At 63.5% G+C, this 13,767-nt stretch carries 11 protein-coding genes; 7 read left to right on the top strand and 4 right to left on the bottom strand.

Annotated features, from left to right (window positions below; all coding sequences use genetic code 11):
- Positions 1-456 (top strand): YaiI/YqxD family protein, encoded by a 456-nt coding sequence (locus RT582_RS01395; protein WP_003301085.1) that lies wholly within the window; start codon positions 1-3, stop codon positions 454-456.
- Here RT582_RS01395 and RT582_RS01400 read toward each other — a convergent pair.
- From RT582_RS01400 to elbB, 3 genes are all read right to left on the bottom strand, one after another.
- The gene (locus RT582_RS01400) at positions 431-2,569 is read right to left on the bottom strand and encodes a putative bifunctional diguanylate cyclase/phosphodiesterase (protein WP_041015165.1); all 2,139 of its coding nucleotides are present in this window, start codon (positions 2,567-2,569) and stop codon (positions 431-433) included. The two genes, RT582_RS01395 and RT582_RS01400, sit on opposite strands and share 26 nt — an antisense overlap.
- A gap of 111 nt (positions 2,570-2,680) precedes the next feature.
- Positions 2,681-3,148 carry a thioesterase family protein gene (locus RT582_RS01405; protein WP_003301083.1) on the bottom strand — a complete coding sequence of 156 codons (468 nt, stop codon included), beginning with the start codon at positions 3,146-3,148 and terminating at the stop codon, positions 2,681-2,683.
- Between the two features lie 142 nt (positions 3,149-3,290).
- Complete coding sequence (gene elbB / locus RT582_RS01410) at positions 3,291-3,956, bottom strand: isoprenoid biosynthesis glyoxalase ElbB (protein WP_003301082.1); 666 nt, start codon at positions 3,954-3,956, stop codon at positions 3,291-3,293.
- Positions 3,957-4,259: 303 nt separating this feature from the next.
- Between elbB and hemB the strand changes: the two genes are divergently transcribed.
- Positions 4,260-5,273, top strand: a complete 1,014-nt coding sequence (gene hemB / locus RT582_RS01415) for a porphobilinogen synthase (protein WP_003301081.1) — start codon at positions 4,260-4,262, stop codon at positions 5,271-5,273.
- 19 nt (positions 5,274-5,292) lie between these two features.
- Positions 5,293-7,500, top strand: coding sequence for a polyphosphate kinase 1 (gene ppk1, locus RT582_RS01420; protein ID WP_041015164.1), 2,208 nt, complete (start codon positions 5,293-5,295; stop codon positions 7,498-7,500).
- Positions 7,501-7,616: 116 nt separating this feature from the next.
- Here ppk1 and ppx read toward each other — a convergent pair whose 3' ends face one another.
- Positions 7,617-9,119 carry an exopolyphosphatase gene (gene ppx / locus RT582_RS01425; RefSeq protein WP_014821733.1) on the bottom strand — a complete coding sequence of 501 codons (1,503 nt, stop codon included), beginning with the start codon at positions 9,117-9,119 and terminating at the stop codon, positions 7,617-7,619.
- A 183-nt stretch (positions 9,120-9,302) separates the two neighbouring features.
- Here ppx and trxA point away from each other — a divergent pair, with 183 nt between their 5' ends.
- From trxA to RT582_RS01445, 4 genes are all read left to right on the top strand, one after another.
- Complete coding sequence (gene trxA, locus RT582_RS01430) at positions 9,303-9,629, top strand: thioredoxin TrxA (RefSeq protein ID WP_003283463.1); 327 nt, start codon at positions 9,303-9,305, stop codon at positions 9,627-9,629.
- A 231-nt stretch (positions 9,630-9,860) separates the two neighbouring features.
- A complete protein-coding gene (gene rho, locus RT582_RS01435; RefSeq protein ID WP_014821732.1) occupies positions 9,861-11,120 on the top strand; it encodes a transcription termination factor Rho in 1,260 nt (419 codons plus the stop codon).
- A 123-nt stretch (positions 11,121-11,243) separates the two neighbouring features.
- Positions 11,244-12,710, top strand: coding sequence for a 4-hydroxy-3-polyprenylbenzoate decarboxylase (gene ubiD, locus RT582_RS01440; RefSeq protein WP_041015163.1), 1,467 nt, complete (start codon positions 11,244-11,246; stop codon positions 12,708-12,710).
- Between the two features lie 74 nt (positions 12,711-12,784).
- Positions 12,785-13,756, top strand: a complete 972-nt coding sequence (locus tag RT582_RS01445) for a CDP-6-deoxy-delta-3,4-glucoseen reductase (RefSeq protein ID WP_014821730.1) — start codon at positions 12,785-12,787, stop codon at positions 13,754-13,756.
- Positions 13,757-13,767 lie beyond the last annotated feature (11 nt).

Consider the following 13,767-nt stretch of genomic DNA (forward strand, 5'->3'; position numbering starts at 1 on the left):
ATGCGCGTGTGGATCGATGCCGATGCCTGCCCGCGTGCAGCCAAGGACCAGGTGATCAAGTTCGCCCTCAAACGGCGGTTCGAGGTGCTGCTGGTTGCCGGCCAGAGCCAGGTCAAGCCGGCGTTCGCTTGCGTGCGGCTGATCGTGGTGCCGAGCGGGCCGGATGCAGCCGATGACTATCTGGTCGAACATGCCGAGCCCGGCGATCTGGTGATCTGCAGCGACGTTCCGCTGGCCGATCGACTGGTGAAGAAGGGCGTCGCGGCGCTCGACCCGCGCGGTCGCGAGTTCGACGAGCGCAACATGGGCGAGCGGCTGGCGGTGCGCAACCTGTTCACCGATCTACGCGATCAGGGCCAGATGGGCGGCGGCCAGGGGGCCTACAGCGAGCGCGACCGCCAGGCCTTCGCCAATTCCCTGGACCGCCTGCTCACGCGATTGTCGCGCCCGCAGTGAGCGGCCGCCGCGCGGCCAGCCAGTCGCGCAGTGCCGACAATGGCAGCGGGCGGCTGTAGTAGTAGCCCTGGATGTAATCGCAGCCGTTTTCGCGCAGGTAGGCCAGCTGTACCTCCTCCTCGACGCCTTCGGCCACCACCTTGAGACCGAGTTTATGCGCCATGGCGATGATCGCCGCGGTGATGGCACGGTCATTGGCCTGCTCGGCGATTTCCTGAACGAAGGCGCGGTCGACCTTGAGGGTGTCCACCGGCAGCTTGCGCAGGTAGGCCAGCGAGGAATAGCCGCTGCCGAAATCATCGATGGACACCTTCACCCCGAGCTCACGGACGGCATCGAGGGTGCGCACCGCCGCGCCAAGGCTGTTCATCAGCGCATTCTCGGTGACTTCCACGGTCAGCCGCGCCGGGTCGAGACCGGTACGTTCGAGAATGCGCGCGACGACCTCCGGCATCTGCAGATTGGACAGGTTGAGCGCTGAGCAATTGACCGCTACCCGCAGGTCGTAGCCCTCATCGAGCAAGGCGACCAGGTCGGCACAGGCGCGGCGCGCGACCCAGGCGTCCAGCTCGGCGACGAAACCGTGTTGCTCGGCCAGTCCGACGAAGCGCTCGGGGCTGATGAAACCCTGCTGCGGATGCTGCCAGCGCACCAGCGCCTCGAGACTCACCGGCTCGCCGCTGCGGCCATCGACGATGGGCTGATAGTTCACGCTGAGGAGGTTTTCGTTCAGTGCCCGGCGCAGGTCCTGTTCCAGCGACAGATCCTCCTGGGCGCGCAGTTCCAGCGCGGGGTTGAAGCGCAGGCTGCGGTTGCGGCCGCTGGCCTTGCACTGGCCGACCGCGAGGCCTGCGTGGCGGAACAGCGCATCGAAGTTCAGGCCGTCTTCGGGGTACTGGCTGATGCCGATGCTGGCGGTCAGGCGCAGCTGGGTGTCGCCCAAGGTGAAGGGCGGGCGCAGCTGTTCGAGGATGTGGTTGGCCAGCGCCTGGGCCTGCTCCCACTGGCCGAGGGTCAAGACGCAGAACTCGTCGCCGGAGAAGCGCGCCAGCATGTCGTGCTGACCGAGTACCGCGCGGATTCGATGCGCCGCCTGTTGCAATGCCAGGTCGCCGCTGCGGTGGCCGAGGCTGTCGTTGATGCGCTTGAAGTTGTCCAGATCCACCACCAGCACGGCCAGCGCCTGACGTTCCTCGCGCGCGGCCAGGACCTGGGTGACCATCTCGGTGAAGGCGCGACCGTTGAACAGGTTGGTCAGCGGGTCGTAATGGGTCATCGCGTTGAGCTGGTGCTCGGCCTGGTCGAGTGCCTGGCGTTGCTCGCTGAAGCGCTGCTCGGCCCAGCTGGCGGCGATGCCGGTGACGATCACCAGCAGGGCGACCAGACCGATTGCCGAGGCGAGGACGGCATGCTGGCCGCCATGACTGCCGAACGGGGCGGTGTGCTCCAGCATGTGGGCGGGGACTGCCAGGGTCAGCGCATGCATGCCGGTGTAGTGCATCGAAACGATCGCCGCGCCCATCAACAGGCTGCAGAGCAGGCGCTGCCAGTGCTGGTGCCGGCTCTGGCTGGCGCGGAAGTGATATCCCAGCACCAGCGCGGCGATCGAGGCGCCGATGGCGATCAGAACAGAGGCGGCGAAGGCCAGCGGTGCGTAGTAGAGCGTGGCCAGCGAGCGTATCGCCGCCATCCCGGTGTAGTGCATGGCGGCGATGCCGATGCCGGCGGCGGTGCCGGCCAGCGCGTACTGCGGCACGCTGAGGCGATCGCGGCCGAGCAGACGCATCACCACATAAGATACGGCCATGGCGATCAGCAGCGAAAGCAGGGTGATGCGATGGTCGTAGCTGATGTCCAGTGGCGCGCTGAAGGCCAGCATGCCGATGAAATGCATCGACCAGATGCCGCCACCCAGAGCGAACGCGCCGACCCAACGCCACAAGTCGCGGCCGCGCGGGCTGCCGCTGCGGCTGACCCGCTTGGCCAGCGCCAGTGCGGTGAACGCCGCCGCGCTGGCGACCAGGTAGGAGAGAACGACCAGCAGAGGATCGTGACTGTGGCCGAGCAGGGCTATCTGGTCGGCGGGAAGGTCGGAAACCAGAAGTCTGGACACGCGGCGGCACTCGAACAGTCGGGCGTCCTGCCTCGTGAGAATAGTGGCGCATGGCCATCTGTGGCAGAGTGTACGAGAGGTCACCCTGGCCGCCAATCTCCTATCGGCTGATCAACCGCAAAGATAAGTGCCGGTGCCCACGGCGATCAGGGTGCCCAGTTCGTTGTGCAGCTCAGAACGCACCACCGCGACCTTGTTGCCCGAGCGCAGCAGCATCGCGCTGGCACTGAAGCGGGTGCCTCGGCCTGGGCGAAGGTAGTCGATGCGCAGATCGATGGTTCCCAGCCGGGAAAGCCGTGCGGCGCGCTCCTGGGTGGTCAGATGGCGATGCTTGTCGAAGGCGCCGAGCATTGCCATTGCCCCGCCGGCCACGTCCAGCAGCGAGGCGATGACCCCGCCATGCAGGATGCCGTGGACGAAGTTGCCGACCAGCTCCGGCTTCATCGGCAGGTGCATGACGACCTGGGAGGTCGATACCTCGTCCAGTTCGATGCCCAGCGCCTGGTTGAAGGGGATGCGTTCGAACATCTGGCGTACCGCCTGGGCCTGCTCGGCGAGCAGGGCGTCGTCGTGGTTCATGGTCGGCGTTCCTGTGGATGAGCGATCAAGCTGCCCGAGGATGTTCGCGCTGAACAGAGTGGCGGCACGAGCAGCCGCGGCTTTGGCGGCTTTCGCGCAAAAAAATCCCGGGCGGACCCGGGATCATTCGGCGGCGTTCGGATCAGTCTTCGGTGGTCATTTCCAGTACCCGGTCGACCAGCTTGTAGATGCCCGAAGCGGCTTCGCTGATGGACTGCGCCAGCATGTACGCCGGTGTGGTGACCAGTCGATGCTGCTTGTCGACGACGATGTCGCTGACTTCGCACGCCTGATGCTCGGCGCCCATCTGCGCGACCGCCTTGGCGGCATCGGCCTCGTCACTGCCAAGGGTACAGACCACGCCGGCGCCGAAGATCTGCGCGGCCATGGTCGGCGCGATGCACATCATCCCGACCGGCTTGCGTGCCTCGGCAAAGGCCTGCGCGAGCGCCACCACATCCGGCAGTGCCTTGCTGCTGGCGCCTTCGGTAGCGAAATTGGAGAGGTTCTTCGCGGCGCCGAAACCGCCGGGGATGATCAGCGCGTCGAAATCCTCGGCGCGCGCCTCGCGCAGATCCTTGATCTCGCCGCGGGCCAGGCGAGCGGACTCGGTCAGCACGTTGCGCGACTCCGGCATCTCGTCGCCGGTCAGGTGATTGATCACGTGCATCTGCGGGATGTTCGGTGCGAAGCACTGCACCTTGACGCCACGCTGGTCCAGGCGCAGCAGGGTGATGACGCTTTCGTAGATCTCCGAGCCGTCGTAGACGCCACAGCCGGAGAGGATCACGGCGACTTTCTTGTTCATGGTGGTACTCCTGGTCAAGTTCAGCGGCCCTGCGTCGGGCACGGCGGATGCGTTCGATGCTAATACCTGGGACGGTTCCAGGTAAGCCCCACACGTTCCGTTGGATTCGCGCGATGCGCCGGTGTTCATTGCCGCAGGTCTGGCGCGGCAGTTTGCGCCTGATCAAAGCACTGGCAGTCGCCGGCATGGCTGGCGACAATGGGCGCGGTTTCGGAGGCTCGGCGGCCTGGCGTTGTCATCATTTCGTCATGTGTCGGGCCTATAAACGTCATATTCGCCCGCTCTGCGGGCCAGGAGTCCGTCGTGAGTTTCGTTCCTGCCAGCCGGCTGTTCCCCGCTACTCGTCTGCGTCGCAATCGTCGTGACGATTTTTCCCGCCGTCTGGTGCGCGAAAATGTGCTGACCGTCGATGACCTGATCCTGCCGGTGTTCGTGCTCGACGGCGAGAATCGCCGCGAGCCGGTGCCGTCGATGCCGGGAGTGGAGCGCCTGTCCATCGACCTGCTGCTCGAGGAGGCCGAAGAGCTGGTGGCGCTGGGCATTCCGGCGCTGGCGCTGTTTCCGGTGACACCGCTGGAGAAGAAGTCCCTCGATGCGGCCGAAGCCTGGAACCCGGAGGGCATCGCCCAGCGCGCCACGCGCGCCTTGCGCGCGCGTTTCCCTGAGCTGGGGATCATCACCGACGTAGCCCTCGATCCATTCACCACGCACGGCCAGGACGGCATTCTCGACGACAGCGGATACGTGCAGAACGATGTCACTGTCGACGCGCTGGTCCGCCAGGCGCTGTCCCACGCCGAAGCCGGCGCTCAGGTGGTCGCGCCGTCGGACATGATGGATGGTCGTATCCAGGCGATTCGCGAGGCGCTGGAAGTGGCCGAACACCACAACGTGCGCATCATGGCCTATTCGGCGAAATACGCCAGCGCCTACTACGGCCCGTTCCGAGATGCGGTGGGCTCTGCCGCCAACCTCGGCAAGAGCAACAAGAATACCTATCAGATGGACCCGGCCAACGGTGACGAGGCGCTGCACGAAGTGGGCGCCGACCTGGCCGAAGGCGCGGACATGGTGATGGTCAAGCCCGGTCTGCCCTACCTGGATATCGTCTGGCGGGTCAAAGATGCCTTCAAGGCGCCGACCTTCGTCTATCAGGTCAGCGGCGAGTACGCCATGCACATGGCCGCCATCCAGAATGGCTGGCTGAGCGAGGCCGTCATCCTTGAGTCTTTGGTCGGCTTCAAGCGTGCCGGGGCCGATGGCATCCTGACTTACTTCGCCAAACAGGCGGCACAACAATTAAAACGGGGCCAGTGAGCCCTTTCGAGGCAAAGCGATGATCAACCAGGGACTCAGCGAAAAGGATCTGCAGGACGCCGTGGTCGGCGAGGTGCTGGAACAGACGTTGCCCGAGGTGGTGTCTGCGCCACTGGAAGTCGTCGAGGAGACGCCGGTCGCGCTGGTGACCAACCTGGACGACAGTGCGCTGTACATCCATCGCGAGCTTTCGCAGCTTCAGTTCAACGTCCGCGTGCTCGAGCAGGCGCTGGATGAGTCCTATCCGCTGCTGGAGCGGCTGAAGTTCCTGCTGATCTTCTCCAGCAACCTCGATGAGTTCTTCGAGATTCGCGTCGCCGGACTGAAGAAGCGCGTCACCTTCGCCCGCGAACAGGCGGGCGCCGACGGCCTGCAGCCGCATCAGGCGCTGGCGCGCATCTCCGAGCTGGTCCACGAACAGGTCGACCGCCAGTACGCGATCCTCAACGACGTGCTTCTGCCAGCGCTGGCCGAGCATCAGATCCGCTTCATTCGCCGCAGGCACTGGACGGCCAAACTCAAGACCTGGGTGCGCCGCTATTTCCGCGACGAGATTGCGCCGATCGTCACGCCGATCGGTCTCGATCCGACCCATCCGTTCCCGCTGCTGGTGAACAAGAGCCTGAACTTCATCGTCGAGCTGGAAGGCGTCGATGCCTTCGGCCGCGATTCCGGTCTGGCGATCATCCCGGCGCCACGCCTGCTGCCGCGGGTGATCCGTGTGCCGGAGTCGGTCGGCGGCGCCGGCGACAATTTCGTCTTCCTCTCCTCGATGATCCATGCCCATGCCGACGACCTGTTCCACGGCATGCGGGTCAAGGGCTGCTACCAGTTCCGCCTCACCCGTAACGCCGACCTTTCGGTTGACACCGAGGACGTCGAGGACCTGGCACGTGCGCTGCGTGGCGAGCTGATCTCGCGTCGTTATGGCGATGCCGTGCGCCTGGAAGTGGCCGATACCTGCCCGCAGCACCTGGCCGATTTTCTGCTCAAGCAGTTCAGTCTGGGCGAGGGCGAAATGTACCGGGTCAACGGCCCCGTCAACCTGACCCGCCTGTTCAGCATCACCGGGCTGGACAGCCACCCGGAGCTGCAATACAGCCCCTTCACACCATCAATTCCGAAGTTGCTGCAGAACAGCGACAAGATATTCAGTGTGATCAACAAGCAGGACATCCTGCTGCTGCACCCGTTCGAGTCCTTCACGCCGGTGGTCGATCTGCTGCGTGAAGCGGCGAAGGACCCGTGCGTGCTGGCGATCAAGCAGACGCTGTATCGCTCGGGTGCCAATTCGGAGATCGTCGATGCGCTGGTCGATGCGGCGCGCAGCGGCAAGGAAGTTACCGCGGTGATCGAACTGCGCGCCCGCTTCGACGAGGAATCCAACCTGCAGCTCGCCAGCCGCCTGCAGCAGGCCGGCGCGGTGGTGATCTATGGCGTGGTCGGCTACAAGACCCACGCCAAGATGATGCTGATCCTGCGTCGCGAAAATGGCGAGCTGTGCCGTTACGCGCATCTGGGCACCGGCAACTACCACGCGGCCAACGCCCGGCTGTATACCGACTACAGTCTGCTGACATCCGATGACGCTCTGTGTGAGGACGTCTCCAAGCTGTTCAGTCAATTGATCGGCATGGGCAAGACCATGCGCATGAAGAAGCTGCTGCACGCGCCATTTACCCTGAAGAAGACGCTGCTGGACCTGATCGCGCAGGAAACCCAGCACGCGGCCGAGGGGCGGCCCGCGCATATCATTCTGAAGATCAATGCGCTGACCGATCCGAAGATGATCAAGGCGCTGTACAAGGCCAGCCAGACCGGCGTGCGCGTCGATCTCATCGTGCGTGGCATGTGCTGCCTGCGGCCGGGCATCGCCGGTGTCTCGCACAACATCCATGTGCGCTCGATCATCGGCCGGTTCCTTGAGCACAGTCGGGTGTTCTACTTCCAGAATGACGGTGACGAGAAGCTCTACCTGTCCAGTGCCGACTGGATGGAGCGCAACCTCGATCGTCGGGTGGAAACCTGTTTCCCGGTGGAAGGCAAGAAACTGGTGATGCGGGTTAAGAAGGAGCTGGAAGGCTTCCTCAGCGACAACACCCAGAGCTGGATTCTGCAGCCTGACGGCAGCTACCTGCGCAACAGCCCCACCGGTAATCAGAATGCGCGCAACATACAGAGTACGTTGCTGGAGCGTCTCACCGGGCCGCAGGTCGGCGTGCGCTGAGTCGGGTGTTTCCCACGGTGCGTTTTCAGGCATGTGGCTGGCGCGTGCCGCGTCGGCCTGGCTCAGGAGGCGAAGACTGGTTACCTGTATCATCAAGGGCCCCTAGGGCCCTTGTTTCATTTCATCCGCAGTTCGTAGCCCACGCGCGCGAGCCAGGCGGCTTCGGCCTCGAAGTCGGCCCTGGTCAGTGGGTTCGCGCCCAGCCAGCCGGTCGGGAAGATCAGCTCCAGGCCCCGTTCGGTCGCCTTTAGCTGCACCTCGGAGACGGCGTTGGCACCGCGGATGTGGTGGAACAGGATGGCGAAGCGCAGCAGGATGCACAGTCGCACCAGTGCATCGGCATCGACCCCGGTCTCGCCGAACTTGTCCTGAGGAATATTGCGTCGGTGGCCGCGCACCAGCAGCGCCAGCATCAGCTGATCCTGACGGGAGAAGCCGGGCAGGTCGGAATGCTCGATCAGGTAGGCGCCATGCTTGTGGTAGTGGTAGTGCGCGATATCCAGGCCCACTTCATGCACCCGTGCAGCCCAGGCGAGCAGCTCCCGGTGCCAGTCCTGATCCAGGCTCCACGCCTCGGCCACCTGGTCGAACGCCTCCAGCGCCTTGGCTTCGACTCGCGCGGCCTGTTCCATGTCGACGTGGTAGCGCTCCATCAGGAAGCTCAGCGAGCGGTCACGGATGTCCTCGTCATGGTGACGGCCTAGCAGGTCGTAGAGCACCCCTTCGCGCAGGGCGCCTTCGGAGTGGGTCATGCTGCTGATCTCCAGCGCATCGAATATCGCCTCGAGAATCGCTAGGCCCGCAGGAAACACGCCGCGACGGTCCGGCTTGATGCCGTCGATGTCGATCTTCTCCACGTCGCCGAGCTTGAACAGCTTGCGTTTGAGCCATCCCAGCCCTTCGAGGTTGACCTCGCCGTTGCCGAAGCCGCCGCTCTTGATCGCCAGACCGACGGCTCGGATGGTGCCGGACGCGCCGATGGATTCCTGCCAGCCGAGCCGGCGCAGACCATGCTCGATGCCCATCAGCTCCACCCGCGCGGCGGTGTAGGCCTGGGCGTAGCGTGCCGGGGTGATCTTGCCGTCACGGAAGAAACGCTGGGTGTAGCTCACGCAGCCCATCTGCAGGCTTTCGCGCAGCTGCGATTCGAACCCTTCGCCGATGATGAACTCGGTGCTGCCGCCGCCGATGTCTGCCACCAGGCGGCGGCCGGAACTGCTCGGGATGGTGTGCGACACGCCGAGATAGATCAGGCGCGCTTCTTCGCGGCCGGAGATGACCTCGACCTGATGGTTGACGATCTCTTCGGCGCGGCGGATGAAGGTGGCGCGATTGCGCGCTTCACGCAGTGCGTTGGTGCCGACGATGCGTACGGCGCCCTGCGGCAGATGATTGACCAGCTGGGCGAAGCGACGCAGACAGTCCAGCCCACGCTGCATGGCGGCCTCGTCGAGTAGACGGTTTTCGTCGATCCCGGCAGCCAGCTGGACCTTCTCGCCGAGCCGTTCGAGGATGCGCATTTCGCCATTGCTGGTGCGCGCGAGCACCATGTGAAAGCTGTTCGAGCCCAGATCCAGGGCGGCGATCATGGGAAAGGTCTCAGCGGTGTTATGGCGCATTGGGCAGTCTCGATGCAAAACTCAGACATCCTGACATGATCGCCCCCATCCGCCAACGCAGTCGTTGACGCACGGAGGCGCCGCTCGCGGGCGATCGTCGCCGACCCGAGGGTCTGCAGCTTTCGATCCGCTCACAGTAGGGCTATGATGGCGACCTTTCCGTTCCGACCCTGGAGAAAATCCATGAGCGAATACATCAACAATGTCAGCGACAGCAGTTTCGAGCAGGACGTCCTCCAGGCCGACGGTCCCGTACTGGTCGACTACTGGGCCGAGTGGTGTGGTCCGTGCAAGATGATCGCGCCGGTACTCGACGAGATCGCCAAGGACTACGAAGGTCGTCTGAAGGTTTGCAAGCTCAATATCGACGAGAACCAGGAAACCCCGCCGAAGTACGGCGTGCGCGGTATCCCGACGCTGATGCTGTTCAAGAACGGCAATGTCGAGGCGACCAAGGTCGGTGCACTGTCCAAGTCGCAGCTGGCGGCGTTCCTCGACAGCAACATCTGACTTCGCCGAAGTTCCCCTCTAAAGCCCTCGCAGTCGCGGGGGCTTTTTTCATCGGCAGGGTGGACGCTTCGTCTGCACGGTGCTAAATTCGGCCTCGCGACGCATTCTTCCGTCGCCCTCTGCACGCCGTCGCCGACGCACTTCAGCCTCATAAAGCACAACGAACCTGTTCGTCTCTTGCTGCGCGGCTTCTCAAGCTAATCGCTTTCTACATCCTTCCTGACTCTCTCTATGAATCTGACTGAACTCAAGCAAAAGCCCATCACCGAACTGCTGGAAATGGCCGAACAGATGGGCATCGATAACATGGCCCGTTCGCGCAAGCAGGACGTGATTTTCTCCCTGCTCAAGAAGCACGCTAAAAGCGGCGAGGAAATCTCCGGTGATGGCGTGCTGGAGATTCTCCAGGACGGCTTCGGCTTCCTGCGCTCTGCGGATTCTTCCTACCTGGCCGGCCCGGACGATATCTACGTCTCGCCCAGCCAGATTCGCCGCTTCAACCTGCGCACCGGTGACACCATCATCGGCAAGATTCGCCCTCCGAAGGAAGGTGAGCGCTACTTCGCCCTGCTCAAGGTCGACTCGATCAACTACGATCGGCCGGAGAACGCGAAGAACAAGATCCTCTTCGAGAACCTGACCCCGCTGTTCGCCAACGAGCGCCTGAAGATGGAAGCCGGCAACGGTTCCACCGAAGACCTCACCGGTCGCGTAATCGACCTCTGTGCTCCGATCGGCAAGGGCCAGCGCGGCTTGATCGTCGCTCCGCCAAAGGCGGGCAAGACGATCATGCTGCAGAACATCGCCAGCAACATCACCCGCAACAACCCCGAGTGCCACCTGATCGTTCTGCTGATCGACGAGCGTCCGGAAGAAGTGACCGAGATGCAGCGCACCGTGCGCGGCGAAGTGGTCGCCTCCACCTTCGACGAGCCGCCAACCCGTCACGTGCAGGTCGCTGAGATGGTGATCGAGAAGGCCAAGCGCCTGGTCGAGCACAAGAAGGACGTGGTCATTCTGCTCGACTCCATCACCCGTCTGGCGCGTGCCTACAACACCGTGATCCCGAGCTCCGGCAAAGTGCTCACTGGTGGTGTCGATGCCCACGCCCTGGAGAAGCCCAAGCGTTTCTTCGGTGCCGCGCGCAACATCGAGGAAGGCGGTTCGCTGACCATTCTCGCCACCGCGCTGGTGGAGACCGGCTCGAAGATGGACGAGGTGATCTACGAGGAGTTCAAGGGCACTGGTAACCTGGAGCTGCAACTGGATCGTCGCATTGCCGAGAAGCGTGTCTTCCCGGCCATCAACATCAACCGTTCGGGTACTCGCCGCGAAGAGCTGCTGACCAGTGAGGAAGAGCTGCAGCGCATCTGGATCCTGCGCAAGCTGCTGCATCCGATGGATGAAAGCGCTGCGATTGAGTTCCTGCTCGACAAGCTCAAGGACACCAAGACCAACGACGAATTCTTCATGTCCATGAAGCGCAAGTAAGCGACTCGTCGTTGCCAACAAGGCCGGGGAAACCCGGCCTTCGTTTGTCTGCAGGTTTTGGAAAACCCGACGCGGGCGCTAAACTTTGCGCCTCGTCCCTGCCGGCCCATGCGAGGCTCAAGCATGCAGTATCGCGATCTGCGCGACTTTATCAGCGGCCTGGAAAAACGCGGTGAGCTCAAGCGCGTCACGGCTGCTGTCTCCCCGGTTCTGGAAATGACCGAAATCTGTGACCGCACCCTGCGCAAGCAGGGCCCGGCACTGCTCTTCGAGAACCCGACGGGTTTCGACATGCCGGTGCTTGGCAATCTGTTCGGCACGCCGCAGCGGGTCGCCCTCGGTATGGGCGCCGAGGATGTCTCCGAACTGCGTGAGATCGGCAAGCTGCTGGCGTTTCTCAAGGAGCCGGAGCCGCCGAAGGGGTTGAAGGACGCCTGGAGCAAGCTGCCGATCTACAAGAAGGTCATCAGCATGGCGCCCAAGGTGCTCAAGGACGCGCCCTGCCAGGAAGTGATCATCGAAGGTGATGACGTCGACCTGGGGACAATCCCCGTACAGCACTGCTGGCCGGGCGACGCCGCGCCGCTGATCACCTGGGGTCTGACCATTACCAAGGGGCCGAACAAGGAGCGGCAGAACCTCGGTATCTACCGCCAGCAGGTCATCGGCCGCAACAAGGTGATCATGCGCTGGCTCAGCCATCGTGGTGGGGCCTTGGATTTCCGTGAATGGTGCAATAAATACCCGGATCGGCCGTACCCGGTCGCCGTGGCACTGGGCGCGGACCCGGCGACGATTCTCGGTGCGGTGACGCCTGTGCCCGATACACTGTCCGAATATGCCTTCGCCGGCCTGTTGCGCGGTTCGCGCACCGAGTTGGTCAAGGCGATCGGCTCCGATCTGCAGGTGCCGGCGTACGCCGAGATCGTCCTCGAAGGGCATATCCATCCGGGCGAGATGGCCGATGAAGGACCTTACGGCGACCACACCGGCTACTACAACGAGGTCGACCGCTTCCCGGTGTTCACCGTCGAGCGCATTACCCATCGCCGAAACCCGATCTATCACAGCACCTATACCGGGCGTCCGCCGGATGAGCCGGCGATTCTCGGCGTGGCGCTGAACGAGGTGTTCGTACCGATCCTGCAGAAGCAGTTCCCGGAAATCGTCGATTTCTACCTGCCGCCGGAAGGCTGTTCCTACCGCATGGCGGTGGTGACCATGAAGAAGCAGTATCCCGGCCACGCCAAGCGGGTCATGCTCGGCGTGTGGAGCTTCCTGCGTCAGTTCATGTACACCAAGTTTGTCATCGTCACCGACGACGACATCAATGCCCGCGACTGGAACGATGTGATCTGGGCCATCACCACACGCATGGATCCCAAGCGCGACACGGTGATGATCGACAACACGCCGATCGACTACCTGGATTTCGCCTCGCCGATCTCCGGGCTGGGCTCGAAGATGGGCCTGGATGCCACCCACAAATGGCCGGGCGAGACCAACCGCGAATGGGGGCGGGTCATCGTTCAGGACCCGGCGGTGAAGCAGCGGGTTGATGAACTCTGGTCGCAGCTGGGTATCGACTGACATATCCGAAGAGGCGGGCCCGAGCCCGCCCGAAAGCCTTGGCGGGTCATCCCGTTCACTGATAAGACGTGCACATGAAAGTTACTTTGCAGCCATCCGGCGCCGTGCTCGACGTGCGGCCCGGCGAACGATTTCTAGATGCCGCCAGGCGTCTGGGCTACGAATGCCCGCAGAGCTGTCGCAACGGCAATTGCCACATCTGCGCCTCGCTGCTGGTCGAAGGACGTGTGCGGCAGGCCGGCGAGGTGCGCGATCACGGCGAGCTGCTGGCCTGCCTGGCCGAGCCACTGGAAGACTGCGTGCTGCTCTGGGATGGCGTGCTGGCGCCCGGCGAATTGCCGGTACGCGAGCTGAGCTGCCAGCTCAGTGGCTACGAAGAGGTCGGTGGCGATGTGGTGCGCTTGCGCCTACGCCTGCCGGCCGGTCGCCAGCCGCGCTATCACGCCGGTCAATATCTGTTGCTGCAACGGGAGGACGGTGAGTGGTCGGCGTTTTCCCTCGCCTCTGCTCCCGGCAGTGGCCGAGAGCTGGAGCTGCACGTGCTGGCGCGTGAGGAATCCGCGATCGAGCTGCTGTCATTCCTGCGGCGGCAGGGCTTTGCGCGGATCCAGCTGCCATTCGGCGACACGCATCTGGCAGAACTGCCGGACGGTCCCTTGGTGCTGGTTGCAGCGGGCACCGGCATGGCGCAGATGCACAGTCTGATCGAATATTGCCGCGCAGCCGGGTTTTCGCATCCGGTGCATCTGTACTGGGGTGTTCGCCATCCCGAAGACTTCTACCAGCTGTCGCACTGGGATGAGTGGCAAGGCATGAGCAATCTGCATCTGCATCGTGTCGTCAGCGACGTCTGCGGCTGGGACGGTCGCTGCGGCATGCTGCACGAAGCGATTCGCGAGGATTTCAACGATCTCAAACCGTTGCATATCTATGCCAGCGGCTCGCCGTCGATGGTCTATGGCACGCTGGATGCGTTGGTGGAGGCGGGGATGGACCCGCATCAGATGCGCGCTGACGTGTTTGCCTACGCGCCGCGGGAAAGCTGATTCGGTTTGCT

The sequence above is a fragment of the Stutzerimonas kunmingensis genome, assembly GCF_032106285.1.
GTDB lineage: Bacteria > Pseudomonadota > Gammaproteobacteria > Pseudomonadales > Pseudomonadaceae > Stutzerimonas > Stutzerimonas kunmingensis_B.